The 25,903-nt window shown below is 53.0% G+C and carries 28 protein-coding genes; 14 read left to right on the top strand and 14 right to left on the bottom strand.

All coding sequences use genetic code 11. The annotated features are described in order from the left end of the window. From VF260_11355 to VF260_11330, 6 genes are all read right to left on the bottom strand, one after another. The coding region (locus VF260_11355) for a tRNA (adenosine(37)-N6)-threonylcarbamoyltransferase complex transferase subunit TsaD (GenBank protein HEX7057771.1) at nt 1-521 on the bottom strand (521 nt) is incomplete at its 3' end. A gap of 43 nt (nt 522-564) precedes the next feature. Further along, nucleotides 565-1,047 carry a ribosomal protein S18-alanine N-acetyltransferase gene (rimI, locus tag VF260_11350; protein HEX7057770.1) on the bottom strand — a complete coding sequence of 161 codons (483 nt, stop codon included), beginning with the start codon at nt 1,045-1,047 and terminating at the stop codon, nt 565-567. A 10-nt stretch (nt 1,048-1,057) separates the two neighbouring features. Further along, nucleotides 1,058-1,825 carry a tRNA (adenosine(37)-N6)-threonylcarbamoyltransferase complex dimerization subunit type 1 TsaB gene (gene tsaB, locus VF260_11345; protein HEX7057769.1) on the bottom strand — a complete coding sequence of 256 codons (768 nt, stop codon included), beginning with the start codon at nt 1,823-1,825 and terminating at the stop codon, nt 1,058-1,060. After that, the gene (gene tsaE, locus VF260_11340) at nt 1,822-2,319 is read right to left on the bottom strand and encodes a tRNA (adenosine(37)-N6)-threonylcarbamoyltransferase complex ATPase subunit type 1 TsaE (protein HEX7057768.1); all 498 of its coding nucleotides are present in this window, start codon (nt 2,317-2,319) and stop codon (nt 1,822-1,824) included. Before tsaE ends, tsaB begins: the two co-directional genes overlap by 4 nt. 170 nt (nt 2,320-2,489) lie before the next feature. Further along, nucleotides 2,490-2,666: a small, acid-soluble spore protein, H family gene (locus VF260_11335; GenBank protein ID HEX7057767.1), complete on the bottom strand. Its 177-nt coding sequence runs from the start codon at nt 2,664-2,666 to the stop codon at nt 2,490-2,492. Beyond that, entirely contained in the window at nt 2,663-2,881 is a 219-nt protein-coding gene (locus tag VF260_11330; protein HEX7057766.1) for a hypothetical protein, read from the bottom strand. The genes VF260_11335 and VF260_11330 overlap by 4 nt, the downstream gene beginning before the upstream one ends. A 167-nt stretch (nt 2,882-3,048) precedes the next feature. On the opposite strand from VF260_11330, the gene VF260_11325 reads away from it, so the two are divergent. From VF260_11325 to ligD, 3 genes are read left to right on the top strand one after another with little or no spacing between them, the layout of a single operon-like run. Continuing rightward, the gene (locus VF260_11325) at nt 3,049-4,002 is read left to right on the top strand and encodes a Ku protein (GenBank protein ID HEX7057765.1); all 954 of its coding nucleotides are present in this window, start codon (nt 3,049-3,051) and stop codon (nt 4,000-4,002) included. A 3-nt stretch (nt 4,003-4,005) separates the two neighbouring features. Then, nucleotides 4,006-4,965, top strand: coding sequence for a DNA ligase (locus VF260_11320; protein ID HEX7057764.1), 960 nt, complete (start codon nt 4,006-4,008; stop codon nt 4,963-4,965). A gap of 26 nt (nt 4,966-4,991) precedes the next feature. Next, on the top strand, nt 4,992-5,885 hold the full coding sequence (gene ligD, locus VF260_11315) for a non-homologous end-joining DNA ligase (GenBank protein ID HEX7057763.1): 894 nt from the start codon (nt 4,992-4,994) through the stop codon (nt 5,883-5,885). 1,030 nt (nt 5,886-6,915) lie between these two features. Here ligD and VF260_11310 read toward each other — a convergent pair. Next, on the bottom strand, nt 6,916-8,562 hold the full coding sequence (locus tag VF260_11310; protein HEX7057762.1) for a phospholipase D-like domain-containing protein: 1,647 nt from the start codon (nt 8,560-8,562) through the stop codon (nt 6,916-6,918). Nucleotides 8,563-8,775: 213 nt separating this feature from the next. Here VF260_11310 and VF260_11305 point away from each other — a divergent pair, with 213 nt between their 5' ends. The 4 genes from VF260_11305 to VF260_11290 are packed head-to-tail and all read left to right on the top strand — an operon-like array spanning nt 8,776 to nt 13,130. After that, nucleotides 8,776-10,317, top strand: a complete 1,542-nt coding sequence (locus VF260_11305; protein ID HEX7057761.1) for a spore germination protein — start codon at nt 8,776-8,778, stop codon at nt 10,315-10,317. Next, a complete protein-coding gene (locus tag VF260_11300) occupies nt 10,301-11,560 on the top strand; it encodes a Ger(x)C family spore germination protein (protein ID HEX7057760.1) in 1,260 nt (419 codons plus the stop codon). The genes VF260_11305 and VF260_11300 overlap by 17 nt, the downstream gene beginning before the upstream one ends. Next, entirely contained in the window at nt 11,557-11,787 is a 231-nt protein-coding gene (locus VF260_11295; protein HEX7057759.1) for a hypothetical protein, read from the top strand. The genes VF260_11300 and VF260_11295 overlap by 4 nt, the downstream gene beginning before the upstream one ends. A gap of 14 nt (nt 11,788-11,801) precedes the next feature. Then, nucleotides 11,802-13,130: an endospore germination permease gene (locus VF260_11290; GenBank protein ID HEX7057758.1), complete on the top strand. Its 1,329-nt coding sequence runs from the start codon at nt 11,802-11,804 to the stop codon at nt 13,128-13,130. A gap of 25 nt (nt 13,131-13,155) precedes the next feature. Here VF260_11290 and VF260_11285 read toward each other — a convergent pair whose 3' ends face one another. Further along, nucleotides 13,156-14,247 carry a ParM/StbA family protein gene (locus VF260_11285; GenBank protein ID HEX7057757.1) on the bottom strand — a complete coding sequence of 364 codons (1,092 nt, stop codon included), beginning with the start codon at nt 14,245-14,247 and terminating at the stop codon, nt 13,156-13,158. 616 nt (nt 14,248-14,863) lie between these two features. Then, entirely contained in the window at nt 14,864-15,640 is a 777-nt protein-coding gene (locus tag VF260_11280; protein ID HEX7057756.1) for a methyltransferase domain-containing protein, read from the bottom strand. 256 nt (nt 15,641-15,896) lie between these two features. On the opposite strand from VF260_11280, the gene VF260_11275 reads away from it, so the two are divergent. From VF260_11275 to VF260_11255, 5 genes are all read left to right on the top strand, one after another. After that, on the top strand, nt 15,897-16,910 hold the full coding sequence (locus VF260_11275; protein ID HEX7057755.1) for a M23 family metallopeptidase: 1,014 nt from the start codon (nt 15,897-15,899) through the stop codon (nt 16,908-16,910). Between the two features lie 7 nt (nt 16,911-16,917). After that, nucleotides 16,918-17,358, top strand: coding sequence for a polymer-forming cytoskeletal protein (locus tag VF260_11270; GenBank protein HEX7057754.1), 441 nt, complete (start codon nt 16,918-16,920; stop codon nt 17,356-17,358). A 92-nt stretch (nt 17,359-17,450) separates the two neighbouring features. Next, the gene (locus tag VF260_11265) at nt 17,451-18,413 is read left to right on the top strand and encodes a MoxR family ATPase (protein ID HEX7057753.1); all 963 of its coding nucleotides are present in this window, start codon (nt 17,451-17,453) and stop codon (nt 18,411-18,413) included. A 5-nt stretch (nt 18,414-18,418) separates the two neighbouring features. Then, nucleotides 18,419-19,534, top strand: coding sequence for a DUF58 domain-containing protein (locus VF260_11260; protein ID HEX7057752.1), 1,116 nt, complete (start codon nt 18,419-18,421; stop codon nt 19,532-19,534). Next, nucleotides 19,518-20,840: a DUF4129 domain-containing protein gene (locus VF260_11255; protein HEX7057751.1), complete on the top strand. Its 1,323-nt coding sequence runs from the start codon at nt 19,518-19,520 to the stop codon at nt 20,838-20,840. The genes VF260_11260 and VF260_11255 overlap by 17 nt, the downstream gene beginning before the upstream one ends. Here VF260_11255 and VF260_11250 read toward each other — a convergent pair. The 4 genes from VF260_11250 to VF260_11235 all read right to left on the bottom strand — a co-directional run bounded on the left by VF260_11250 (nt 20,832) and on the right by VF260_11235 (nt 24,017). Next, complete coding sequence (locus tag VF260_11250) at nt 20,832-21,023, bottom strand: hypothetical protein (GenBank protein ID HEX7057750.1); 192 nt, start codon at nt 21,021-21,023, stop codon at nt 20,832-20,834. The two genes, VF260_11255 and VF260_11250, sit on opposite strands and share 9 nt — an antisense overlap. 159 nt (nt 21,024-21,182) lie before the next feature. Continuing rightward, entirely contained in the window at nt 21,183-22,535 is a 1,353-nt protein-coding gene (locus tag VF260_11245) for a sugar phosphate nucleotidyltransferase (GenBank protein ID HEX7057749.1), read from the bottom strand. Between the two features lie 33 nt (nt 22,536-22,568). Further along, entirely contained in the window at nt 22,569-23,459 is an 891-nt protein-coding gene (galU, locus tag VF260_11240) for a UTP--glucose-1-phosphate uridylyltransferase GalU (protein ID HEX7057748.1), read from the bottom strand. A gap of 42 nt (nt 23,460-23,501) precedes the next feature. Beyond that, on the bottom strand, nt 23,502-24,017 hold the full coding sequence (locus tag VF260_11235) for a PilZ domain-containing protein (GenBank protein ID HEX7057747.1): 516 nt from the start codon (nt 24,015-24,017) through the stop codon (nt 23,502-23,504). Between the two features lie 149 nt (nt 24,018-24,166). On the opposite strand from VF260_11235, the gene VF260_11230 reads away from it, so the two are divergent. Further along, entirely contained in the window at nt 24,167-24,538 is a 372-nt protein-coding gene (locus VF260_11230) for a helix-turn-helix transcriptional regulator (GenBank protein ID HEX7057746.1), read from the top strand. Here VF260_11230 and VF260_11225 read toward each other — a convergent pair. Then, nucleotides 24,533-24,685 carry a hypothetical protein gene (locus VF260_11225; GenBank protein ID HEX7057745.1) on the bottom strand — a complete coding sequence of 51 codons (153 nt, stop codon included), beginning with the start codon at nt 24,683-24,685 and terminating at the stop codon, nt 24,533-24,535. The two genes, VF260_11230 and VF260_11225, sit on opposite strands and share 6 nt — an antisense overlap. A 197-nt stretch (nt 24,686-24,882) precedes the next feature. On the opposite strand from VF260_11225, the gene VF260_11220 reads away from it, so the two are divergent. Next, a partial coding sequence (locus tag VF260_11220) for a spore germination protein (GenBank protein ID HEX7057744.1) occupies nt 24,883-25,903 on the top strand: 1,021 nt, incomplete at its 3' end.

Genomic DNA, 25,903 nt, shown 5'->3' with positions numbered 1-25,903 from the left:
TACGCTTCCCCAACGGCGTCGTCCCGCGTCTGCCCGATAATGCGGAACCGGTCAGGCGCCTCCATGGCGATCAACTCCGTATGCCCGCCGGAAACAACAAGCGCCATCAACGGAAATTCCAGTTCATGCACCAGTTTGTTCGCATAGATGTGCCCGGCGATGTGGTGAACCCCGATAAACGGCAAATCGGCCGCGAAGGCGAAAGCCTTGGCGGCAATCATACCGACCAAGAGCGATCCGACAAGCCCCGGCCCCTGCGTCACCGCAACCGCGGACAGCTCATCCGGCGTCACTCCCGCTTGTTCCAGCGCGAGCTCGATGATCGTCGTGACCGTTTCCACATGCCTGCGCGACGCAATCTCCGGCACCACTCCGCCGAATTTGCGGTGTACGTCAATCTGGCTGGAAACGACGTTGGATAAAATCCGCGCGCCATCTTCGACGATTGCGGCCGAAGTTTCATCGCAGCTTGTTTCCACCGCCAAAATGCGCACCGGTTTGCCTGTTTCGTTTTTCGCCATAACTCCTTTTTCCTTCATCAGCATATTGCCCACTTTCCTGCCATCAGCCCCGGTTCGCCAAATCCGCCCACATGATCAGCGCATCCTCATGATTGTCCGAATAATAGTTGCGCCGCAATCCCGATGGATAAAACCCCATTTTTTTGTAGAGATTTTGCGCTATCCGGTTCGACACGCGCACTTCCAGCGTCATCTTGGTTGCTCCGGCGGAAATTGCGACTTGCTGCAGCCGCGCAAGCAGCCGCTCTCCCAATTTTTTGCCGCGATATTCGCTGGCGATGGCGATATTCGTTACATGCGCCTCATCAATAATGACCCACATGCCGCCATATCCGATAATGTTCCCGTACATTTCCACGACCAAATACTTGGCGAAATGGTTGTACAGCAACTCGTTCCGAAACGCCGGCGCCGTCCATGGCGTCGCAAACGCTTCGGCTTCAATCCGGCAAATGGCCGGAATATCTTCCAACCGCATAGAGCGAAAAATAACGCCATCATCTTGCAATCGGCTCGCTTGTTCCATAGGGGCCCCCCTATTTCCGCACGCCCAGCAGCTTTTTCTCCGCCTCGGCAAGTTGCGTATAATTCGGGTTAAAATGATGCGGTGCTTCCGTTTCTCCCTGAATCCATTTGCGCAAGGCGATCGCTCCCCCGTATTCGGCCGAAAGCGCCTGCCGCGAGATGCCGATCGGCAGTCCCTTTTCCGCAAGTTGGTGAAGTATCGGTAAAAATGCCGCCGTATCGCCGACAAACAGCACTTTTCCCGGAATATTTTCAGCACCGCCAAACAATTCATGCAACCATTGCTCCAACGGGCGAATGCCGTCTTTGTGCAGACTATGCCAGCCTGCCTCGCCGCAATCGTAACCGTAAACCGCCGTATATGCATATCCTCTGCGGGCGTCGATCATCGGGATTACCCATGCGCCACTTTGGGCGCTGCCGCCGCCATCCGCGATCAATCCACCGTAAGCCAGCGTTTCCAGGCTCGATACGCCAACCAACGGCAGCGATCTTGTCCAGGCGATCGTTTTTGCCGCCGTCACGCCGATTCTGACCCCGGTATACGAGCCCGGCCCAACCCCGGCGCAAATGCCGCGCAAATCCGCCGCCGTCATGCCCTGCGAACCCAGTAGTTCCCTGATCGCGGGCACGAGGCGAATCGAATGGTTGCGTTCCGAAAGCGAAGTGCTCTCGGCTAATAGCCTGTCCTTTTGAAACAATGCGATGGTCATGGAAGGCGTGGAAGTATCCAGCGCCAGCCATAAATCCGGCGGATCGTGCCGTTGCTTTTTGTTCATGCGAATAACCCCAATGCGTCAAGTTCCTGGCATATTGCTTCATACTGTTCCCCGAGAGGATGAAGATAAAAGACGCGCAAGTTGCCGCCGCCGTTTTCTATATAGATGGCCAGGCGCTCATCCGGAAGCAAGTCCCTGATCCGGCTTGCCCATTCCACCACCGTAACGCCTTCGCCGAAAAAATAATCGTCAAGCCCAAGCGCGGAAGCTTCGTCTTCGCTGATCCGGTACACATCCATATGAAAAAGCGGCAAGCGTCCGTCCTCATACTCTTTAATAAGCGTAAAAGTGGGACTGTTCACCGTTTTTTCAATTCCCATTTCTCGCGCCAAAGCACTCGTAAAGCGCGTTTTGCCCGCGCCAAGGTCGCCATCCAAAGCAATGACGGCGCCCGGAGGCAAACGTTTCGCGACTTCCCTGGCCAGCTTTTCCGTAGCCTGTTCATCGCAAGCTTTGTACCGGTACGAATCCGCTTCACAAAACGGAGCGTCCATGCGGCTCATCTCCTTCGTCTGCTTCATTATAGTGCTTGTATGAAGCGGCTGGCAAGCGGACCGCCGAGATCGCCACCGAAATTTGCACGGAAAATCACTTCCTGCGAGAAAAAACTTAGGAGCGATCCTCGCGAATCGCTCCTTGTCCTGGGCTGCGTGCCGATGCCTTTTTACATTTCCTGCAATTCATCCGGAAGCACCTTTTTTTGCGGCGAGCCGCTTTCCATCAGGCGGACATTTACGGTCTTATCCGGGTTGACGCTTTCGATCCAGACGGATTGTCCGTTGAGCTGCACATCGATCGTCTCGGTTGCATGCAAAATTTCTTTGGCTCGTTCTATGTTCATAGTTCCTTATTCACCGGGCTACCCGCTTTTTTTCCCTGTTTTACTTTCGGGTCCAACATCGAGTCGGTCTCCCCCATCGTGTCGGTGGTCGAATCGCCGATATAGCCGTTGTTGATTGTTACATTGCCGCCGCCCAGCCCTTCATTCACCATGCGGTCCACATCATTGAAAATATCTTCTTTTTCGCCGTGTGTGGCGTCCTGCTTGTTTGCCATGTGGCCTCACCGCCTTGTGCTGTTCTTTTTTAACATCTCTATGTTGCCCAACTCTTGACAGAGCATGCGCGGTTTGCCGCGTCCAGCTTCTTCCCGCCATAAAACCCCACCGCAAGGCATACACTAAATGGGCGATTGATTCGGTCATGAGAAAAGGAGGCAGGCGCATGCATACGGTTTGGAAAGGCGCGATCAGTTTCGGACTTGTCAACGTCCCGGTCAAAATGTTCTCGGCCACCGAGGACAAAGACATCTCGTTTCGCCAGATTCACCAAAAATGCGGCAGCCCGATTATATACGCCAAAAGCTGCCCGGTTTGCCACGAGGAGGTGGCCTTCGACGATATTGTCAAAGGCTACGAATACGAGAAAGGCAAATTCGTGACATTTGCCAAAGAAGAGCTCGAACAATTTGCCGGCGAGGCCAATAAAGAGATTCGCATCATTGATTTCGTGCGATTGGCGGACATTGACCCGATCTATTTTCAAAAAACGTATTACCTTGCTCCCGGCGAAACGGGCGCGAACGCCTACTCGCTCCTGATGCGGGCGTTGCAGCAAAGCCAAAAAATCGGAATCGCGAAAATTTTCATTCGCTCCAAAAGCAGCCTTGCCGCGATACGCGTCATTGAAAACTGCATCGCTCTGGAAACGTGCCTTTATCCGGATGAAATCCGCCCGGTCAGCCAGGTCCCGAATCTCCCGCAGCAACCGACATTAAACGAAAAGGAATTGCAGCTGGCGCTGATGTTGATCGACCAATTGACGACCGCGTTTGAGCCGGAAAAATACAAAGACGACAAGCGGGAACAAATGCTCGCGGCAATCGCGAAAAAGGTGGCCGGCGAAGAAATCACCGTGGCGCCGGAGGCAAAACGTCCGAACGTGATCGATTTGATGAGCGCGCTGCAGGCAAGTCTGGAAATGGTCAAAACCGACCCCGGCGATGAGACAAACCCCGCGGCAAGCTCTGCGGCGAATTCCGTGCGCCCCGCGGCAAGTTCTGCGACGAACGCTGCGGCGGGCGCTGTGGCGAACGCTGCGACAGGCGCTAAAACCGCCCCGGCAAAAGAGCCCGTCGCCGCAGGCGGCAGGCGCGGCCGCAAAAAGGCGAGCCTTTAGCTTATGGAAGATCATCCGCGTACGGCGACACTTGAGCATGCGCCATGGACCATTTTCCCCTTTGAGCCAATGACGCCGATTTTGCATGACGAGCTTCCCTTAGGCCCCGATTGGGCATACCAGTTGAAATGGGACGGGGTGCGCCTGTTGGCAGGCGTTCGGCGTCAGGAAGTGCGGCTTTTTTCCCGCAATATGTTGCCTAAAAACGCGGTTTACCCGGAGCTTGCCGCGGCATTGGCGTCGCTTGGTTTTTCCGGCGTGCTGGACGGCGAGGCGGTCATTTTCGATCCGGAGAAGCAAAAGCCGGATTTCGCCAAAATTTTGCAGCGGGAGCGCATGTCCGGCGTTGCGCGCAATGCGGGTGCGAAGCCGCCTGGCGTTACCTATGCCGTTTTTGACCTGCTTGTTTTGAACGGTCGGGACATTCGCCCGCTGCCTTGCGAAGAGCGCCACCGCCTGCTGAAAAAAAGTTTGCCGCAACAAACGGGCAATGTGCTGGTCGTCGATTTCTTCGCCAATGGCGCGGCGTTATGGGATTGGGTAAGCGAGCGGGGGTGGGAAGGCGTCGTCAGCAAAAAGCTGTCTTCCCCATATCGATCAGGCAAGCGGCACGCCGATTGGTTCAAGAAGAAAATCAGCCTTACCGTAGCTTGCGCGGCCGTTGGAGCATTGCTGCGCGAAGGCGGCATCGCCAGTTTGGTGCTGGCGGAAAACGGCGCGTATCTGGGGAAGGTATCCGGCGGAGTAACGGAAGCGATCAAAAGCAAAATCGCCCGGGGAATCGCCTTCGATACCGGCGGGCGAACATTGGCGCAAGCCCCTCCGTTTCGGCCATTGCCGGCGGAACTGCGGCGGGAGCGCGTTGTTTGGTTTGAACAGCCGCTCGCTTGTACGGTTAGCGCACTTGAACGCACGGATTCCGGCGGGCTAAGGCATCCGAAATTGCGATCGATCGATTTGTAAATTTACGCAAAAGCGAGGGAACGCCCATGTCCGCGATTTCCGCCTCCGCGGTTTCGGTCCGTATCGAAGGCCATGAAATTACCATTACGAATCCGGATAAAATGCTTTGGCCCGAGGAAGGCATTACGAAACTCGATTATGTGCGGCATTTGGCCGAATTATCTCCCTATCTTTTGCCCTATACAAAAGGCCGCTACCTAACGACGATCCGCTTTCCGGATGGAATTGGCGGGCAAGCGTTTTACCAAAAAAATTGCCCTGAACCTTTTCCCGGCTTTATTCATACCGTCCAACTGGACAAAATCCGCTATGTTAATCTTGACTCCGCCGCCGCGCTGATCTGGCTCGGCAACCTCGCATGCATCGAATTTCACCCGTCATTGCATGGCATTGGCAATGATTTGCCGTTGGAATGGATCATCGACATCGACCCGTCGCGCGAGGAAGAGCGCCGTCTGCCCCAGGCAGCCCTGATCGTCGGCGAATTGTTGGACAAATTGGGCATTGCGAGCATCCCGAAAACATCCGGGGCAACAGGCATGCAGATCGTTACGCCGATTCGCCGCGGCTATACGTTCGAAGAACTACGCAAGCTTGGCAAACTGATCGGCGAGTTTTTGGCGGCGAAGCATCCCCGGCTGTTTACGGTGGAGCGGGCCACGAAAAAACGCGGCGAGTTGATATACATCGATTATTTGCAGCACTGGCGCGGCAAAACATTATCCGCCCCCTATACGCCGCGCGCGCGCCCCGGTGCGCCTGTTTCCACGCCGCTGGAGTGGAGCGAGGTGGAGGCGGGCTTTCACCCCCGCGATTTTCACCTCGGCAACATCAAAGAGCGCTTGCGGCAAAAAGGCGATTTGCTCGCGAAAACCCCGCCGCAAGTGCTCGACCATATACTGGAGCGGCTTGAACGCTGAAGCCGAGCTTGGCATATCGGCATTTTTGCCGTTATTGGCGCCGATTCGCTTCGCGGAGAGCGCTATATCAGCATTTTTGCCGTTATAGGCTCCGATTCGCTTCACGGAGAGCGCTATATCGGCATTATTGCCGTTATAAGCGCCGATTCGCTTCGCGGAGAGCGCTATATCGGCATTTTTGCCGTTATGGCGTAGCCCATAGCGCCAACACGCGCACGCAATGCTACGCGCTGCCGGAAGTTGCCCGCCGGGAACAAACTGACAGACATACAGGTTACCGGCGGGTACAAGCAAGAAGGATGGCGAACGGGTAACCGGTGGGAGCAGGTTGGCTGAAAAGCTGCAGACGGGTTAACCGACGGAAACCGGCTGGCTGCAAATACACAGACGGGCGAACAGGCGGACGGGCAAGTCTAGCCTCGACGTATAGAAACTAAACGGCAACCGGCTAAAGCCACCTAAAGCTTGCCGACGGACTCTCGGTCTGTATGCCGGTTTACAGCTTCTAATGGGCTTTCAGTTCTAACGGACGTGACAGAGGCTATTTTGGGTTTTACGCCCGGATTTCAAGTTTAACGGACGTAGGCGCGCTTATTATAGCGTTTTGTGCAGTATTCGGGTAAAAAAACGGAGAATAGCCGCTGTGGCGTTCGTTAAAATTTTTGCACAGCCTATTTTCGGCAAATAGCCTCTGCTACGTCCGTTAGCGTTGCGTGGGGAGGATTGTGTAGGGGTAACGCTCGCGATACGCGGGGAGGGAGCTCACGTTTTTGCGCAGTGCGGGAAGGCGAGGAAGTCGATCCACCTGTTTTTGCGTTGCGCAAGGAGGCAATCCTACCCGATTTAGCAGCGTGCAGGGAAGTAATCCCCCCGATTTAGCGGCGTGCGGGGAGATAATCTACCCGTTTTGGCATTGTGCGGGGAGGCGGTCCACTCGTTTTGCGTTTGGCAGGGAGGCTAACGTTTACTAAAAGCAAATGCTGGAAGTTGACCGCCTAATGGCGGTAGGATTAGACCTGGCGCATGGAGCCTAAAGCAGCGGCGACAACATGCGCGCCGCCATTTCCTTGAGCTGCTGGCTTTTGGGCCGCCCGGCGAAATTTTCCGCACACATCGCTTGGCTGTCTTGCAAATCGTTGGCGAAGTCCCGCTCCAACCGCGAGATGACCGCGCGATCGAACAATACCGCATTCAACTCGAAATTGCAGTAAAAGCTGCGCATGTCCAAATTTGCCGAACCCACGGTAGCCATCGTGCCGTCCGCAATCAATACTTTCGAGTGGATGAACCCTTTCTGATACTCGTAAAATTCCACTCCGGCGGCGAGCAATTCCAGCACATAAGATAATGAAGCCCAATGCACAAGCCGGGTGTCCGGCTTTCCCGGAATGACCACCTTGATGTCCACGCCCTTTGCGGCCGCCAATTTCAATGCCGTTACTATCGACGGATCGGGAATAAAATAGGGCGTAGTCAGCCACAAACGTTCATTCGCGCCGGTGATCATGGCAAAAAACAGCTTGATCATCCGCTCTCCGCGCTGATCCGGCCCCGAAGCAATGATTTGAATATATTCGCCATATTCGCCGCCTTCCGCAATTCTTTGCGAAAACTCCGCGTTCGTCGCCATAAGATTGACCCCGCCGGTAATCTCATCTCCGCCGGTTAGCTTGCCCTCAACGGCTATCTCACTCCCACCGGCGAACTCCTCTCCACCGGCAATCTCGTCTCCGCTGGCAAGCTTTTCCCCGCAGGCAAGCCGCCAATCGGCGGCAAACGTTCGCTGCAAATCTCGCACGGCATTCCCCGTAATTTGCAAATGCGTATCGCGCCAAAAACCCAATTGCTTGTTTTTGCCCATGTATTCATCGCCGACATTGATGCCGCCCAAAAAACCGATAGCGCCGTCCACCACGACAATTTTGCGGTGATTGCGGTAATTGATCCGCTTGGTGAAAAGCGACGACAAAAGCGGCAGAAAAGGGTGGCAGCGAATTCCGGCATCCGCCAGTTCGCGCACATATCTTTTCGGCAATTTATAGCTGCCGACTCCGTCATAGATGACGCGGATATCCAGCCCTTGCCGCGCTTTTTTGATCAGGGCGCGTTGGAACACCCGTCCGATCTCGTCATCGCGCAACGTGTAATACTCTACAAAAATATACGCGCAGGCGGATTCGATCGCCGCCAAAATCGCCGCGAACGTTTCCTCTCCGTTCGTCAGCACTTTGGTTCGGTTGCCGTACGTGATAGGCGACTCCGGAAACAATTGGCCATAACGGATAACGGCCTCGGGTCTGCGCACCGTTACGACCACCGCTTTGCCCGTCGCTTTGCCCGCTGCTTCGCCCATCGCTTCATCCGCCGCCTCGATCACCGCTTCGCCCGCTGCCCTTGCTGCAGCTTCGACGTCCGCGCCGACTGCTCCCGGTTTCCCGGTTTGTTGTCGCAACCATAGCGGCTTTCCCGTTTTGGAAACGTGCCGATACCGCCCTCCCGCTTTGGAACCGTGCCGATACCGCTCTCCCAAAAAAAAGTACATAACAAAGCCGATTAAAGGAAACATAAATATTATCAACAGCCAGGCCGCCGTTTTGGCCGGATTGCGGTACTCCGCAAACATGACAAAAACGGTTTCCGCCAACTGCACGAACAAAACAGCGATTAACCAGATCATCCGTTCACTCCCTCAGGTACGAAACCGACTCGCCTTAAAAGGCGCGGACCAATCCCGCAGATTCAGTATTCATTATGACAAGGGAGATATGCAGTGTATACCAAGAACAGACAGAAAAAAAAACAGCGGAAGGAACAAGAGCAGCAAAACAAACTGAACGACCTGGACTACCAGTTTCTCAATGAATTAAAAGAATTGACGATCAAGCCGGACATGAATCACAATAAGCAGTTTATTCGCGCCTTGTTTAAAGACTGCTCCGATTGCGTCATTCGCGAATTTGAAATCAAACCGAACATCCCCGCTTTGGCGGTCTTTGTCGACGGTTTGGTCAATACCGGATGGGTAAATGAAGCCCTGCAATCCATAATGGTGTTCGAAGGCGGCAGCAAAGACATCCAGACTTTGAGCAATGCCGCCCTTCCCGTTTCGCAAATGCAAATTACCGACAACTATGGCGATTTTCTCATCTCCGTATTGGGCGGCGATACCGGCATTATCGTGGAAGGAAACGATCAGGCGCTTTTGCTCGGCATCCGCGGCCCGAAAACGCGCTCGATTTCCGAGCCGGAAACGGAAGCGGTCGTCCGCGGCCCGCGCGAAGGATTTATTGAAAACTTGCGCGTAAACACATCGCTGCTGCGGCGCAAACTGAAAACGCCCCGTTTGAAAACGAAGCCGTTCACGCTCGGCACGCATACCAATACGAATATTGTCATCTCCTACCTGGAGGGCGTATGCGATCCGAGGATTGTCGCGGAAGTGGAAGGGCGCCTGCAGAAGCTGAAAATCGATGGCATTCTCGACAGCGGGTACATCGAGGAATTGATCGAGGACAGCATTTATTCACCGTTTCCGCAAATCCAGTACACCGAGCGCCCGGATATCGTCGCTTCCGCGCTTTTGCAAGGCCGGGTTGCCGTATTTGTGGACGGAACGCCGTTTGTGCTGATCGTTCCGACCGTATTCTGGCATTTGATGCAGGCAAGTGAAGATTACTACGAACGTTTTCAGATGGGCACATTGATTCGCTTTTTGCGCTACGTTTTTTTGCTGTTGGCGCTAGTTACTCCGGCATTTTATATTGCGATTACCACGTTTCATCAAGAGTTGATTCCGACCAGTTTGCTGCTCAGCATTGCGGCGGCTCGCGAAGCGATCCCGTTTCCCGCCGTGGTGGAGGCGTTTATTATGGAAATTACGTTCGAAGCGTTGCGGGAAGCAGGCATCCGGCTGCCAAAAGCGGTGGGGCAAGCGGTCAGCATCCTGGGCGCGCTCGTTGTCGGCCAAGCCGCGGTCGAAGCGGGCATCGTGTCCGCTCCAATGGTCATTGTGGTAGCCGTAACGGGCATCGCCTCCTTCACCATTCCCCGCTTCAACGGCGCAATCGCCATTCGCATGCTGCGTTTTCCATTAATGATTGCCGCCGCGATTTTCGGCATGTACGGCATTTTAATCGGCATCATGCTCATTCTCGGGCATATGGCGGGCCTGCGCTCATTTGGCGTCCCCTATTTGTCGCCGGCCGGGCCGATGTCGGCGGGAGATTTGAAGGACATTCTGATCCGGGCGCCCTGGCCGTTGCTGGACACGCGACCGCAATACATGCCGGTCAGAGACGGGCGGCGCATGAATATGGACATGCAAAAAGATATTTTGGCGCAAAACGGACAAACCGGCGCGAATGTCAGCCATGAACGGGAAAGAGTCGAAAAACCCGAAGGAGCGGATGTAAACGATGCGCCCGAACAATGACAGCCGACAAAAGGGCGGCGGGCTGAAAGGATGGAAGCGAATCAGAACGATACACGCGAAAAATGTTTTGCCGCGCAAACCGGTTGCCTTTTTGCTGCTTGCCTTCTTGCCGGCCATCTTATCAGGATGCTGGGACAGAACGGAAATCAACGACATCGCCATTGTCATGGCCACCGGGATCGATTTGGCCGGCGATAACACGTATCGCGTATCCGTTCAGGTCGCGCTGCCGGGGCAAATGGGCGGTCAAACCGGAGGCGGCGGCGGCACCAGCGGAAATAAAAGCTATTATGTCGACTCCGACACGGGCAAAACAATGCGGGAAGCGGTCAACAAAATTCAGTCGCGGATGTCCCGCAAACTGTTTTTTTCCCATCGCCGCGTATTTGTCGTCAGCGAACAACTGGCCCGCAAAAAAGGGATTGTCCCCCTGTTCGACGAGGTGTCCCGGATGCCGGAAAACCGGCTGACCTCGTATCTCGTCGTGTCCGCGGGCAAAGCATATGAATTGCTGAACATTCAGCCAAAGTTTGAACGCTTCTCCGGTGAGGCCATCAGAGAAATCGCCAAAGCCAAAAGCGTTATCCCCCTGAATTTAAAAGCGATCGCGCAATCCATCAGTCTAAATGGTTCCGACGCCATCGCGGTTTACATGGAATTGAAAAAGCCGCAAAAAGCCGAAGAGCCATCGCCGGAAATCGAATTTGCCGGTTATGCGCAGTTCCGGGAAGGCAAGATGGTTGGACTGTGGCAACATGATAAAGCGAACGGGTTGCAGTGGCTGCTAAGCAAACCCCAGATGCAAACCGTCACCATGGAAGGCGTAAAAAAGGAAGGTCTCACCCTCGTCATGAGGCGCGGCAGTTCCACCGTCAACCCGATCATCGTTGGCGGTCACGTGCATCTTGACGTTCGCGTCAAAGCGGAAGCCGATGTTTTGGAAGACTGGAACAACGAGGATTTGTCCGATCCACAGAGCATCCAAAGCCTGGAGAGGGACTTTGCGAAGATGATTCGCAAAAATATTGAAACCGCATTTTCCGAAATGATCCGGGAAAAAGTCGACAGCGCGGCTATCGGGCAAAGAATATCGCGCAAATACCCGCGCATCTGGCAGGAAAATTTGGCGCCAAAATGGGACGAAGCGTTCGCCCAAACGACATTGTCGGTCAGCGCGGCGGTCAAGATCCGCAGCGTCGGTCTGGTCACCAACAACATCGCGGAAAAGGAGCGGCCAACATGAACGGCATCTTTGTCGGCATCGTAATCTGCGGCATCATTGCCTCCATATTGCTGGATAGCAAACATTGGCGAAGTGCGGGGAGGGCCGTTATTTACGGCAACGTCGTGTTGTACGCGCTCGTCGCCGGGCTATTGATTCCGCAGATCATGCGCATGGATCTTCCCATGCCAACCGTATTCTTTTCCAACTATGTCAGCCCGTTTGTAAAATCGCTGCTGGGCATTTGAAAGGAGTGGCAAGCTTGGATTCGCACCAGAAGTTGAACCATCGGCAAATGGCCTGGATTGTCGGGACGATTTTAATCGGCGGGGGCATCATCAGCCTCCCCCATTCCTTATACGGCGTTGCGCGGTCCGACGCGTGGTTCTCCCAATTGCTGCCCGCGGCGTACAGTTTTTTTGTGGCGGCGGTCTTTGTATTTTTGGCCCGTCGGTTTCCCGGCAAAAACATCTTTGCCATCTTCAACGACCTTTTCGGCAACCGAATAGGCGGCGTCGCCAATGGCCTGATCCTGTTTTACATTTGGCTGATTTTGGCCCGCGATTTAACCGGGTTGTATCAGATCATCCGCTCGACGCTGTTGCCCAACACGCCGGTTGAAATGATTTTGCTTATTTTTATCGCGATCCTGATGCAATATGGCAATTCGAGCATCGAAGTGCCGGCGCGGGTAGTCGACCTCATTTTCCCGTTGTTTATCTCTTTGTTGATTTTATTGCCGTTCTTCTTGCTGAATGAAATGGATTTTACGCTTTTGGAGCCGGTTTTGACCATCAGTCCGCGTTCTTTGGCCAATGCCAATTTCATCACCGCCGGATGGTATGCGGATGTTTTTGTGGTCGGCGCTTTCTTGCACACGCTGAACGTTCCGAAAAAGCTGTCCGCTTCCCTGCGCCACGGAATCGCCCTATCCGGGCTGTTTCTCACCTTTTTGGCCGCGATGAACATCGCCATACTCGGAAGCGGTATCGCCGCAAAGACGATATATCCGAATTTCGCGCTGATTCAACAAATCCATATCACCGATTTTCTCGACCGGTTGGACATCTTTGTGTTCAGCATCTGGATACCGATCTATACGCTGAAAATTATTTGCTTTTACCTGGCTTTTTTGCACGGTTTAGCCGGCTTTACTCCCAAAAAAGACTACCAGCCGCTTAACAAAGCGGCCGCATGGTTTCTGCTTGTTTCAACGATACCGGCCTTTTCCGGCGCCAACGAATTGTTCGCTTTCGCCAATTACAGCGCGGTCGTGATTGCTTTGGGACTGCAAATTCCGTTAATCCTAATGCTTCTCATTGCCGGAAAACGGCGCCCGCCCACGCGCCATCTCCCCGATCAGGCGCCGGACGATTCGGGTGGCGTATCGCATAAGCGGTTCTCAACCAAAAGGTGGATGCGCCTGACGCATCTTTCCCTGGCTCTTGCCGCCGCCGCAGTCATAATCGGCAACTGGCTCGGCAAAGATTGGGCGTTCATCGGCAGCACAAGCGGCGCCGTATATCTCGCAGCCTGGATTTTGGCCGCTTGGACAACCTATATGGAAGTCGCCTCGGTAAGGGGCCACTAATGACCGCGGTCGCCGCTGTGCCGCGTTATTCCGTTCCGTTCGCGTTTTGCATCTGATTCAAGCGGAACTTGGCGACTTTATAGTATCCGTACACATTTTGCAGCTCACTGTCCTCGACAAAGCGCAGCCTGATCGGTCCGGCGGCTTCCAGAATATATGGTTTGAGCGCCGTGGCGCCGCCGCCGATGACATAGAAGCATTGAATGTCCGGGTACTTTTTCCACCGCTTTTTAATGAAATCGACGATTTTCATTGCCGCCCGCGAAAAATAGGTATCGACGATCGGCTTGATATCAGCCTTGCCTTCACCGATCAGCTGGACGGAAAAATCACGCGCCTTAATTCTTTGCACCAGCTTTGCCCTGCTCGGGAACGAATAGTTGAAATTGTCTTCCACTTCGCGAATGATGCCGTCGAGGTAATCCGCCAGGCCAAACTGCTCCCCGTAACTGAACTGGTTGTCGATGGCCAGCCTTTTTACCACCGGAAAATCCGTTGTCAAAGCGCCGATTTCACAAACGCCGATGCATCCGTAATAGAGTTCCTCGTCTTTCGGCTGCAGGTTGTTGTCCGTCGCCAAATTGTAAATAGCCGCCGCGCCTTCGATGGATACCATCGCGCTGCGAATGACGAGCTTGACTTTCCGGTTGCGCAAATTTGGCGTCGACAAAAACGTAATCTCGTGCTCGCCGACCAATCTTTCCTCAAACTTTTTATGGAAGTTGGCGTATGTGCGTACCGGCAGCCCGGTGCCCAAAATAAATTCCAGTTCATCAACATTTCCGTACGCGGATTGACCCGCCAAACCGCTGTATGCGAGCGCCGTAAGCGCGACAATCAGCGACTGGTCGGACTCGGCCTTGTTGTCCGATTCTTCCAATTCAAAATTGTCTTCGTTCTCCACAGCCAGCTGGCCGACAAAATACCGCATATTGTTCCGGGAAAGCGCCGGGCTATGGATGACCACATCCAAAGCTTTAATCGGCGAGTCCTCTTCTTGCAAAACCACTCGTTCAAATCCGGGCGCAATAATATTCGGTATAATCACCGGTTGAGACATGCCGTCGCTGTATACTTTCACGCTGTCGTTCCCTACATCGATACCCGCTAATTTCACAAATCAACTCCCCTTCCCAATGTACAAACAAACGTTAAAAATTGGCTGCATACAATTATATTACTATCTGGATTCGACTTTGTTTTACAAATTCCTCCTTATGCCGCGCCAGATTGCAAAATTATTGCTTTCGCGTTGCGTCCGATCCGCTATCGGTAACCGGATGAATGGGTGCGCCTCAACCTTATGCGGGAAAACCTCCCGTTATTTTCGGCAATTTTACGCAAAAATGAAATTAAGCAGGAAAACCTCCCGCATAATTCTCCGGAAACCGCTAATAGCTGAAAAACGGCGAATTTATACGGGAGTTTTTCCGACATAAGATCAGATAAACGGTTTTTCCTTCTTTTATACCGGAGGATTTCCCGCATGCGTGGGGCGATATACCAACGATATACCGACATTTTTGCCGTTATAAGGGCCGACTCACCTCGCATGGGGCGCTATATCGGCATTTTTGCCTTTATAGGGTTTTACAGGGGCCGGTTTGCTTCACACGGAATGCTGTATCTTTTTAAAACAAGCAAAAACGGATTAAAAGCGCAAGCACCTGGATTTGCGCTCTCAACCCGTTTTTTCGGGGTATATACGGTTTCCCAATTGATCATCATTTCCGCTATTTTTTCTGCAAAATAAAGCTGACGGCGCCAAGTTGGCCTTTATATTTGTTGAATACCCTCATCATGCCGAGGACCCTTTTGTATGCGGCGCGGCTGCGGATCAGGTTAAAGGATATCCTAAGCACGCGCAGCCACCCCTCATCTTCGATCATGCGTTTGAATTTAAGCAAATGCATCGGTGCGGTGAATGTGGCAACAACGGTAAAGCCCTGTTCTGCAAACACCTGTTGCCATTCTTCAATCGTCAGCGGCGCCGCGTTGACACGAATCGATTCCGATAACTCGCGGCAAATTTTCTTTTTCAGTTCCGGCTCGATCCGGTCGGGCATGAGACACAATTCATGAACACCGTATTTGCCGCCCTGTTGCAGCACCCTGTACGCTTCGCGGATTATTTCCTTTTTTAATCGGGGCGACTGCATCGTCAGCATTGCTTCCCCGTATAATACGGTTGCCGATTGATCAGGAAGGCCGGTTTTCGCGGCATCGGCAAACACGCATTTGCGGGAATCCCCATTAAGCAACCCGGAAACCCGCCTGGCCGCTTGTTCATCCCGTTCAATCGCCGTGTATGTTAGCGGATTGCGGTCCAACGTCATCCTTGCCGTAATCCCCATGCCGGGCGCGAATTCCACGACATGATCCTGATTGGTGATGTTCAAGCCGTTCAACATTCGTTTCGTCAGTTCAATCCCTCCGGGTCTTAGCACCCGCTTTCCCAATTTCGCCAGCAGCCAATGGCCCGGCATGCTCGCAATTTTTGTATTGTCCATCTTTGACAATCCCTTCCGCAAAAGGTCAATTGAACGTTTTCTACTTGGATCATAAATGATAATGATTATCATTGTCAATATTGAGCGGAAAAGTTTTCATCTTGCCCTCTGCAAAAAAGCGAGCATAAGTCGCAATTTTTTCTTTTTTGCTTGAAGGTATTTGCCAAAACGCGGCGAATTATAAATATACGTTATATTTCCAGATCAATTCCCATAAAGTGCCAACCTGCATTGGACGATAGATAGAGGGGGACTTATGAGAATCAATTGGAGTCTGAAAAAATTGAAACCGCGGCGGTTTACGTTTATGGTGATTCCGGACGCAAGCCGCTCGGTCATGCGTTTTCGCTTCACCAACTTCGCGCTTTATCTCGTGGCGGCGCTGATCATCGCGATGATCGCGCTTTCATTGTCCATATACTTCATTGCGATGCATAACGCAAAAGCAAAACTTCTGCTCACAGCGGAATTGGAAAAAAATAAAACCATTTACAATGAAACGATCAGCACGAAAGACGACACGATCGGCAAACTGCAAAGCGATTTGATCGAATTGTCGCAGCAGACCGAGAAAATGAAAGCGAAGATGGCGGAACTGAACAAGCTCGAAGAAGAGATCAAGGCAATCGCCAAGATTGATATGGACAAGGAAAAGCAATTGCCGGTGAAAATCGCCTCTGCGAATAACGAACAATCGAGCGGGGGCAAAGGCGGGCTGACCGAGCAGCTTGACGAGGACGAAATGCAAAAATTGATCGCCAGCACCCACCTTGATTTGCAGACGTTGAGCGCCAACATGGACCATTTGATGTCCAGCTTTACCGACGCGAAAAAACAAATACAAGCCTACGAATATCTGCTGAAAGTTACGCCGTCCATGTGGCCGACGGTATCGCGCGAAATCACTTCGGGATACGGCTACAGGGAAGATCCGTTTACCGGCAGATGGGGCGTCCACGACGGGATTGATATCGGCGGCAATCTCAACGACCCCGTCTACGTAACGGCCGATGGGGTTGTGGATTATACGGGGTACGATTCCTATTTGGGCCGGTATATTGTCGTGAAGCACGAAAACGGTATAAAGACAAGATATCAGCATCTGAACAAAATACTGGTCAAGGCAGGCCAAAAGGTGAAGAAAGGGGCAACCATCGGACGCCTCGGCTCCACCGGGAGGAGCACAGGACCGCATTTGCACTACACGGTATTTAAAAACGGCGTCATTGTAAATCCGCTCCCGTATACACACCCGCCTGGAAAGGAATGAACCGTTCATGTTCAAGAAAAAAAATCCGGTTATCGATCCGAATTCGACGGATACGGTGATCGGCTCCGGCACCGTTTTCGAAGGGAAAATCAAATCGCAGGCAAGTTTGCGGATCGAAGGGCAGATTATTGGGGATATCGAATGTTTGGGCGACGTCATTATCGGCGAAAACGGCGTCGCCAGATCCAATATTCAAGCCAGAAGCGTAACGATCGCAGGTTCGGTCAACGGCAATGTCACCACCAAAGAGGCGCTGCATATCACAGCATCAGGCAGTTTAATCGGCAACGCTTCGGCCCACTCGCTCATCATCGAAGAAGGCGGCGTCTTTCAGGGCGCCAGCAAAATGGAAGCCAAGGCATCGTCTTCGGTTGAACATCTCGACAAAGAAAAGCACGTGCAAAACAATCTTTCAGGCAGTTACAACAATACCGCGGCAATGATGTAAGCCAGGAACCGTGACGATTACCGGTGTTTGGGGGGAGCCTCAAACACCTTTTTTGCAATAAGCCCACGCTTCACCCGGAAAGGTTGGTTGAAATGGACGCAACATATATTTATGAGGCGGCAAAGCGCATCAAAGACAATATTTCGCGTGTCATTGTCGGCAAGGAACAGGCGATCGACTGCTTACTTGTGGCGTTGTTTGCTTCCGGACACGCGCTGTTGGAAGATGTGCCCGGCACAGGCAAAACGCTGCTCGCGAAAACGTTGGCCAAATCGCTTGACTGCTCATTTAAAAGAATCCAGTTCACGCCCGATCTTTTGCCCTCCGATATCGGCGGCATCCACGCCTACAACCCGAAAACCGGCGAATTTTCTTTTCGGCCGGGCCCGGTGTTCACGCAAATTTTATTGGCGGACGAAATCAATCGCGCGACGCCGCGGACTCAATCCGTATTGCTCGAATGTATGGAAGAACGGCAAATAACCATCGACGGCGAAACCTTTCCGCTTAAGCAGCCCTTTTTTGTCATTGCCACGCAAAACCCGGTGGAGAGCCACGGAACTTTCCCGCTGCCGGAAGCGCAGCTTGACCGATTTTTGCTTAAAATCAGGATGGGCTACCCGTCTACCGAGGAAAGCCTGACGATGTTAAAACGCTTCAAGGAGAAAAACCCGTTTGCCGAAATCGCGCCGGCGCTGCACGCAACCGACATCATCCGCGCCCAGGCGGAAGTTGCCAGGATTTTTGTGAGCGACGATCTGCTTCGTTACTTGCTCACAATTGCCGAAAAAACAAGGAGCCACCGCGATATCGTGCTGGGCGTAAGTCCGCGCGGCAGCCAGGCGTTGTTGAAAGCGGCGCAAATATTTGCCGCATTGAAAGGGCGGGAATTTGTGACGCCGGACGATATCGTCGCGATGGCGGAACCGGTGCTCGCACACCGGTTGGTGTTAAAACCGGAAATCCGCTTAAAAGACGGCGCGGCGGAAAACGCGCTGCGCCAGATCATCGACAGCATCCCCGTTCCCACGGAACAAATTGCGGCGGACAGGTAACGGATATGCGGCTGGAATCGTTTATTTTCTTCGCCTTTATTTTCACGGCGTTACAATCTTTCATTTTTCACCTGTTCGGTTTAAAGCGCGTCCGGTATACCCGCACGTTTGCCGACCGCGCCGTGTTCGCCGGAGACGAAACCGAAATGGTGGAAGAAATCGCAAACAACAAATGGCTGCCGGTCCCATGGATTAGGCTCGAGGCTTCCATTTCGGCGCATTTGCGGTTTGGCAAACAGGAGAATCTGCATATTAACCGCGGCTTAATCTGGCAAAATCACCGTAGTCTGTTCACGCTAATGCCGTTTACGATGATTCGCCGCCGCCACCGGATTGTCTGTTTGCGGCGCGGCGTTTACCGGCTTGCCACCGTATCGCTTACCGTGGGCGATTTGTTCGGGTTAAGCCGGCAATCCAGAACGATCCCTCTGGATGCGGAATTGTTCGTTTATCCGCAGCTTCTGCCGCTTGCGCAAATTCCGCTGCCTTCCCACAGCTGGCTGGGCGAGGTGCTTGCCCGCCGTTTTGTTGCGCCGGATCCGTTTTTAACCGCGGGCGTGCGCGAATACCAAAGCGGCGATCCGTTGCGGATGATGCATTGGAAATCTTTCGCCCGCACAAACGTGCCGCACGTTCGCCAACTGGACTTCACAGCCGACCATCGGCTTTTGCTTTATCTGAATGTCGACGCCGAATGGCAAGCAAAAACAACGCCGCTTGATCCCGAGCGAATCGAGCGCGGAATAATGTATGCCGCTTCCATCGCCCATTTTACGGTCAGCCAGGGGTTGGCTACCGGCTTCGTTTGCAACGGGCAAGACACCGCCGCGCCCGGCATGCCTGTCCGCATTGAAGCCGGCACGGGGAACGCGCATATGGAGCGCTTGCATAAAACATTCGCGCGTCTTGACACCGTGCGCAGCTGTTCGATCGAGACGCTGTTGCAACAGGAACGGGAGCGCGGCACTACCCAAACCGACATCCTGTTCATGACCACTTATTTGAACGAAGCAAGCGCCGATCAGATTCGCGCCCTGAAACAACTGGGCAATGCGGTTGAAGTCATGCTGCTTGGCGAGCATGAGAGCGGAGGGAGGGACACCGATGCGGGAAACGCTTAAAGCGGAGGTTGTCGCGATTGCGCTTAAAACGCTGCAGGGCTGGCTGGAACAATTCATATATTTCCCGCTCTTGTTCGCCTGCGCGCTCCTTTTTCAACCTTATTTGCCCGTCGGTTTGTTTTTGGCGCTGACGGCATTGTCCGTGCCGCTCGCTTTGGCGCTGCGCGCCGCATGGAAACCGAAGAACGTCTTGATGCGTTTGGCGGTTGCCGCGGCGGTAGGCGGGGCGGCCGCGTTCCTCCTTTTTCCGCTTTGGCTGCCTTGTATCGCGGCGGCGCTTATCGGCTCGTTCATATTCTATCGTGAACTGCGCCGGTATGCGCTCGATTGGCCCCGGTTTTTTCCCGACGCCATGATCATTGCCGGTATGGCGCAGCTGTTCGTGGCGGCCATCGTTTACGCGTTTGTGCCGCTAATGCGGCCGTATCATGCGCTGATCAACGGCTTGGGGGCGGCGGCGTTCATCATTTGCGTGCTGTTCATGAACAGGCGGGAAATCGCCCATGCGTCGCTGTCCGGAAACCGCAACTCCGCCGTGCGGCCGGACATATTCCGGAAAAACGCCGGATTTACCGCACTGTTTCTAATCGCCGCCGCCGTTGCCGCAAGCCATGCCCAACTTGGTCGTATCTTGCGCTGGATCGTTGCCGGCGTCGGGCATGTTCTGCTGTTTGTCACCGCATTGTTGCAAACGGCTCCAAGCCGCGATGCTCCCCGGGAAATCGCGCCGCCAACGCTGCCGCCGGCACAGGGCGCCGGAAAAGAAAGCCTGCTTATGCAAATCATCAGCATCGTCGCGATGGCGGCGGCGGGCGCCGCCATGCTGTTTTTGCTCGTTAAGCTTGCCCGGGCAATTCGGCCGCTTGTGCTGCGGTTTCTTCATTTTCTAAAAGCTAAGCTTGCGTCGCGGGAAGAAGATGCAAGTTACACGGATGAAAAAATATCCTTGCTGCGCAAGGAAAACAAACGAAAATCCCGCTCTCCCGCTCGCCCCCGTTTGCTAAGGCGCGGGAAAATGCGGGAATTGTGGCGCGACGCGGCGACAACGCGGGAAAAAATACGCTTTTTATACAAAGAATTAATTCTGCATGCCATCGCCAACGGATTTCACCATAAGGAATCGTTCACGCCCCATGTGGCGGTGAGAAAATTAGTGGAGGAAAACCTGGCGGATCCTGCGCGCGACGGCAACATGCTGGGCGAACTGGCCGATTTATACGATCAAGCCAGGTACGGCCCGCATCAAATGGACGATATAAATGCCGATGCGATCAGAAACCGTTTGCAACAAAACAGGCTAATTTGATCCGGCCGCGGCATTCCGCACCGGCATGTGGGCGCCGCCGGTTTCCGGCTGGCACGACTTGCATAATCCGAGCCTGAATTTAGCCGAATAAAAGCCGGTCTGGAATACGTTTTGCGCCTCCTCGCGGGCGACCGTCCGCTTGCAGGTCAGGCAATAGACAAAATGCTCGTCTATTAAAATCATCAAACATCTGCCTTTCGTAAAAAATTGCACAGACCTCGTACGATTCAAGCCGTATGTAACAACGTAAAATAATAATAGAAAATCGCGGCGAAAATCAGGATTATGCCCAATACGCCGGCAAACCAAGCGGCAATCAGCCACCTCCGCATCGCGTTCCTCCTAAAGGCATTCATCCATAAGCTCCACCAGGTTGTTCCGATCCGATTCGTTGCCATGCTGCACAACGATTAATTCCAGCCTGGTATCCGCCCGCAGCGCATGACGCACTCCCGCTTTGATACAGAATGTATCTCCAGGCTTAACGCGAAATTCGGACTCGTCCAGCATGATCGTGCCCTCGCCGGATAAAATCGTCCAGGTCTCATGGTATTTGAGACGAACATGGTCGCCGAAACGACAACCCGCATTGACACTGACAAGTTCCACTTGCATTTCGCTGCCGTCGGCGCATTTGCGCACATCCAGCACTTTGCGGGAACCCCACATCCATTCCGCGTACACGGGGCGTTGGTCGAAATGCCCGAGCAGCGTCTTGATCTGATGGCTGTAGGCCTTATCGGCGACCAAAATCCCGTCGTGGCTTGCGGCGACCACCGCATTGCGAATGCCGATCAAGGCCACGGGAATGCCCAGTTCATTGACGACATGGGAATTATCCGCCGCTTCGCCGATCCATGCATTGCCAAGCGCGCGGGTTTCCATTTCCTCCGTCAGCGTGTTCCAGGTGCCAAGATCTTTCCAGGTTCCCGCATACGGAATGACGATCCGCGCGGCGGTTTTTTCCACGATCTCATAATCAAAACTGTTTTTCGGCAGCGCATCGTATTTGCGGGCCAGCGCTTCGAAGGACAGCGGAATCCCTCGCCGTTCCAGATGATTGATCAAAAACGCAAGCCGAAAAGCAAATACGCCGCAATTCCATAATGCCCCTTGCGCAATCAGTTTCGCAGCCAGCCGGCAATCCGGCTTTTCCTTAAACATGCGGATCGGCAAATACCCCGCAGTTCCCGCGCCGCTTTTCACTTTTTTCGGGATAATATACCCGTATTTCTCCGCGGGATGGGTCGGCTTTACGCCGATTAAGGCAAGATCCGCCTTGCTGTGCCGTAAAGCCTCGTCGAGCGCATGCAGCATGAGAAAAAACGCATCCTCCACATACGGATCGACCGGCAACACAACTACCGTCTCCTGCAAGCTTACACCGGCTATCGAGTACAAATATGCCGCCGCCAAAGCAATTGCCGGAAACGTGTCGCGGCGCTCCGGCTCGACCACAAGCGGGGCTGCGCCGCCCAACTGGCCGCGAATCATGTCAACCTGCCCTTTGCCGGTAGCGATTACGGCGTGCCGCTGCAGTCCGCATTTTCGCAATTGCCGCCAAACCCGCTGCACCATCGACTCCATGTCTCCGGATTCATTCCTCAACACTTGCAAAAATTGCTTGGAGCGCGAATCGTTGGATAGCGGCCAGAGCCGTTTTCCCGAACCGCCGGATAACAATACAAGTTTCAATTCGTGCGCGCCTCCTTCAAATGGCGGACTGATTCAACCGATCCATTTCATAACCCGTTCCATGCTCAGCAATTCCTCCAACGCCTGGACCAGCGGATAGCGCAAATCCTCGTTCTTCAAGGCGAACTCCAGCGTGGTTAAAATGAAGCCGAGTTTTTCCCCCACGTCGTAGCGGACTCCTTCAAATTGATACGCGTAAACGCGACTCCGCCGATTCAATTTTTGAATGGCGTCGGTTAACTGAATTTCCCCGCCGGCGCCGATCTCTTGCAGATCCAGAAATTCGAAAATATCCGGGGTCAGCACGTAACGGCCGATTATGGCCAAATTTGACGGAGCTTGGCCGATTGGCGGCTTTTCGACAAACGAGGCGACTTCGACCAACCGACCGCGCTGTTTCAAGGGCTCAATAATCCCGTAGCGGTCTGTTTGACTCTCTTTCACAGTTTGGACGCCAATGACCGACGACTCCGTTTCCGCAAATTGATCCATCAGCTGGCGTATGCACGGAACTTCCGAATCGACGATATCGTCGCCAAGCAGCACCGCGAACGGTTCGGCGCCGATAAATCTCCGGGCGCACCAAATCGCATGCCCCAATCCTTTCGGCTCCTTCTGGCGTATGTAATGAATCTCGACATTCGCCGCTTTGCGCACTTCTTCGAGAAGCTCCAGCTTGCCTTTTCGCTCCAGGCTGTATTCCAATTCGAACGCGCTGTCGAAATGGTCTTCGATGGCCCGTTTTCCTTTTCCCGTAACGATGATAATGTCTTCGATCCCCGCTTCGATCGCTTCTTCCACAATGTACTGGATCGTCGGTTTGTCGATGATCGGCAGCATTTCCTTCGGCATCGCCTTTGTCGCCGGTAAAAACCTTGTACCGAGACCTGCCGCGGGGATAATTGCTTTTCGAACTCGCCTCATGCGTGAACCTCCGTTAGTTTTCTGGAATCGGACTGCAAAATACTAAATTCTTCGATCAAACCGGCCGCCCAGGAAACGAGCTTCATATTCCGCCGCGATTCCCCGGTACAATTGCAGGATTTCCAACTGCCGCGGCAGCAAGGATTCCATCCAGTGGTTGATGCGGCGATTCAACTCGATTTGCTGGCTTCCGGTCAGCACAAAACATACGCCGTACTCGCGAACGTTTTCCGTGAGCCTTGACCACACCGGTACGCCGGCCAAACGAAAATTCAGCTTCAGAAACGGGATATCGAAGCCCAACGCAATGCCCGCGTGCAACGGGAATAGCAAATCCGTCAGGAAACGCAGCCCCCCCGGACTTATATCCACAATGGCGACTTTCTTTTTTCCCGACTCGACGCCAATATTTGCCACCCGCAGAATTTGCACTTCCGCAAGCAAGCTGCCAGCTTTAATCCGGACAAATTTCCTCCTTTGGCGCGTCAAATGTTGCCGCATGCCGATCATTCGATACCCCCGGCGCAATGTGAAATGCAACTGCGGAATTTGATACATTTTGTATCCCCAAACACTGTCTACTTTATGATACATTTCGTATCATGTCAAGGGTTTTTTTGAATGATTCTAAAATTCGATTTCAGGCTATGAAAAATACAAAAAAACCTTTATTATTGTATTAAAAAGGCGTAAAGAAGGAAAATAACATGAATTATGGAAGGCGAATTGCTACATTACGGGACAAAAATAAATGGACTCAGGAAGAACTGGCCAAAAAACTGGGGATTTCTCGAGCCGCTCTGTCGCATTACGAAAAAGGCAGGCGGGAACCCGACTTTGCCACGTTGACAAAACTTGCCGACGTTTTTTCCGTTTCCGTCGACTTTCTCATTGGCCGAACGAATGCGCCCAACTCCGTTCTTGAGCAAAATATTCGCGATTTTGCCGATCAACTCGAGCTTTCCGACGAGGAAATACTGCAAAAATTCACCTTTACGATCGATGGCAAAGAATTGTCCAAGGAAGAAGCCAAACGTTTCATTGCTTTCGTCAGAGCCGAACGGATGATGAATTTATAGATCGCCCGCTTCCCCCCGCAACGCCGTATCTTTAGGAGCGCTTTCGCCTTTATGCGCTCTCATCCACTCGGTCAAATTCGTTTCCGAAATGCCCAATTGCCTTGCTATCACGCGAATATCCAGCCGTATTTTTTGCTCGCCGCCCATTCCCGCTCCTCTTTTCTCGCAAAATCAACACAATTGGAATTATACTGGATTCATTTTGCTATGTTTGTCAGTTTCTGTTCCGATCCCGATAAATTTTTTCGTCTAGTATTGTCAATTTTTGCAATCGCTTTCACGGACTAATTGTATAGGAATGCCAAAAACGATAAAAAATATAACCGAACGCGGGGGTGAAGCATGTGCCAAGTAAGGACGCCGGTCATACATATCCGATATCCGCGAAGCTTTCGGATAACGAATCGGCCTGCAAAGAGCTGCTCGGCCATTCGACGGACGCGACGTTTCGCCGTTTTTCCATCGCCATAAACGAAAATCGCGGCGCTATTGATTGCCTCCTCATTTTTATCAGCAGCCTGAGCGATGAAAAGATGATTGCGCAAGCGATTCTTGAGCCGCTCTCCAGCCAGTTTGCGCCGTTTCGCACGTTGACGGCAAACGATGTGCGGCAAAAAATTCACAGCAAAAACATCCGGGAAGTGTCTGAACTGCAGGAAGCCGTTCTTTCCGTGCTTAGGGGAAACTCGCTTTTGCTCATGAACGGGTGCAAGACGGCTTTTTTGATCAACACCCAGAAATCCTATCACCGGTCCATTGATGAGCCCCAATCCGAAATTGCCGTTAAGGGGCCGCGCAGCGGATTTGTGGAAAATCTGCTAATCAATATTGCGCTGCTGCGGCAAAGACTGCCGCATCCCGCCCTGCAACTGGAAGAAGTGACGATTGGCACATACAGCCGAACAAAAACAGTTATCGCGTATATTAAAGATATCGCCCAGCCGGAAATCGTGGCAAAAGTAAAGTCCCGATTGCTGGCGATCGACATTGACTCCATCGATTATTCCGGACAAATCGAACAATTTATCGAGGACCATCCCAGTACAATTTTTCCGACAATCGGCAATACGCAAAAGCCCGACAAGGTCTCGGCGCTTTTGATGGAAGGCCGCGTCGCCATTTTGACCGACGGCACCCCCGTAGCCTTGTATGTGCCGCATCTGTTTTTCGAAGCGATTCAAAGTTCCGAAGATTACAGCAGCCGCCCATTCTATACGTCAATCATCCGCATGTTGCGCTTTATCGGCCTTTTACTAAGCGTTATGGCGCCTTCCTTCTACTTTGCCGCGCTTAATTATCACAAGGAAATGATTCCGACTGCGCTAGTGTCGCCCTTAATCAATGCGCGGGAAAAAGTGCCCATCC

It is taken from the genome of Bacilli bacterium (assembly GCA_036381315.1).
Taxonomy (GTDB): Bacteria; Bacillota; Bacilli; order Paenibacillales; family KCTC-25726; genus DASVDB01.
Note: the sequence above shows the minus strand (reverse complement) of the source record. Positions and strands in the feature narration are given on the sequence as shown.

Bases quoted from the DNA above. Each gene is read 5' to 3' on its own strand.
- VF260_11320 (HEX7057764.1), top strand. From the start codon at position 4,006: ATGGAAGATCATCCGCGTACGGCGACACTTGAGCATGCGCCATGGACC.
- VF260_11310 (HEX7057762.1), bottom strand. From the start codon at position 8,562: ATGATCTGGTTAATCGCTGTTTTGTTCGTGCAGTTGGCGGAAACCGTT.
- galU (HEX7057748.1), bottom strand. From the start codon at position 23,459: ATGAGGCGAGTTCGAAAAGCAATTATCCCCGCGGCAGGTCTCGGTACA.
- VF260_11230 (HEX7057746.1), top strand. From the start codon at position 24,167: ATGAATTATGGAAGGCGAATTGCTACATTACGGGACAAAAATAAATGG.
- VF260_11270 (HEX7057754.1), top strand. From the start codon at position 16,918: ATGTTCAAGAAAAAAAATCCGGTTATCGATCCGAATTCGACGGATACG.
- VF260_11335 (HEX7057767.1), bottom strand. From the start codon at position 2,666: ATGAACATAGAACGAGCCAAAGAAATTTTGCATGCAACCGAGACGATC.
- VF260_11265 (HEX7057753.1), top strand. From the start codon at position 17,451: ATGGACGCAACATATATTTATGAGGCGGCAAAGCGCATCAAAGACAAT.
- VF260_11305 (HEX7057761.1), top strand. From the start codon at position 8,776: ATGAATCACAATAAGCAGTTTATTCGCGCCTTGTTTAAAGACTGCTCC.
- rimI (HEX7057770.1), bottom strand. From the start codon at position 1,047: ATGGAACAAGCGAGCCGATTGCAAGATGATGGCGTTATTTTTCGCTCT.
- VF260_11250 (HEX7057750.1), bottom strand. From the start codon at position 21,023: ATGATTTTAATAGACGAGCATTTTGTCTATTGCCTGACCTGCAAGCGG.
- VF260_11325 (HEX7057765.1), top strand. From the start codon at position 3,049: ATGCATACGGTTTGGAAAGGCGCGATCAGTTTCGGACTTGTCAACGTC.
- VF260_11235 (HEX7057747.1), bottom strand. From the start codon at position 24,017: ATGTATCAAATTCCGCAGTTGCATTTCACATTGCGCCGGGGGTATCGA.
- VF260_11225 (HEX7057745.1), bottom strand. From the start codon at position 24,685: ATGGGCGGCGAGCAAAAAATACGGCTGGATATTCGCGTGATAGCAAGG.
- VF260_11275 (HEX7057755.1), top strand. From the start codon at position 15,897: ATGAGAATCAATTGGAGTCTGAAAAAATTGAAACCGCGGCGGTTTACG.
- VF260_11280 (HEX7057756.1), bottom strand. From the start codon at position 15,640: ATGGACAATACAAAAATTGCGAGCATGCCGGGCCATTGGCTGCTGGCG.
- VF260_11300 (HEX7057760.1), top strand. From the start codon at position 10,301: ATGCGCCCGAACAATGACAGCCGACAAAAGGGCGGCGGGCTGAAAGGA.
- VF260_11330 (HEX7057766.1), bottom strand. From the start codon at position 2,881: ATGGCAAACAAGCAGGACGCCACACACGGCGAAAAAGAAGATATTTTC.
- ligD (HEX7057763.1), top strand. From the start codon at position 4,992: ATGTCCGCGATTTCCGCCTCCGCGGTTTCGGTCCGTATCGAAGGCCAT.
- VF260_11260 (HEX7057752.1), top strand. From the start codon at position 18,419: ATGCGGCTGGAATCGTTTATTTTCTTCGCCTTTATTTTCACGGCGTTA.
- VF260_11295 (HEX7057759.1), top strand. From the start codon at position 11,557: ATGAACGGCATCTTTGTCGGCATCGTAATCTGCGGCATCATTGCCTCC.
- VF260_11255 (HEX7057751.1), top strand. From the start codon at position 19,518: ATGCGGGAAACGCTTAAAGCGGAGGTTGTCGCGATTGCGCTTAAAACG.
- tsaE (HEX7057768.1), bottom strand. From the start codon at position 2,319: ATGGACGCTCCGTTTTGTGAAGCGGATTCGTACCGGTACAAAGCTTGC.
- tsaB (HEX7057769.1), bottom strand. From the start codon at position 1,825: ATGAACAAAAAGCAACGGCACGATCCGCCGGATTTATGGCTGGCGCTG.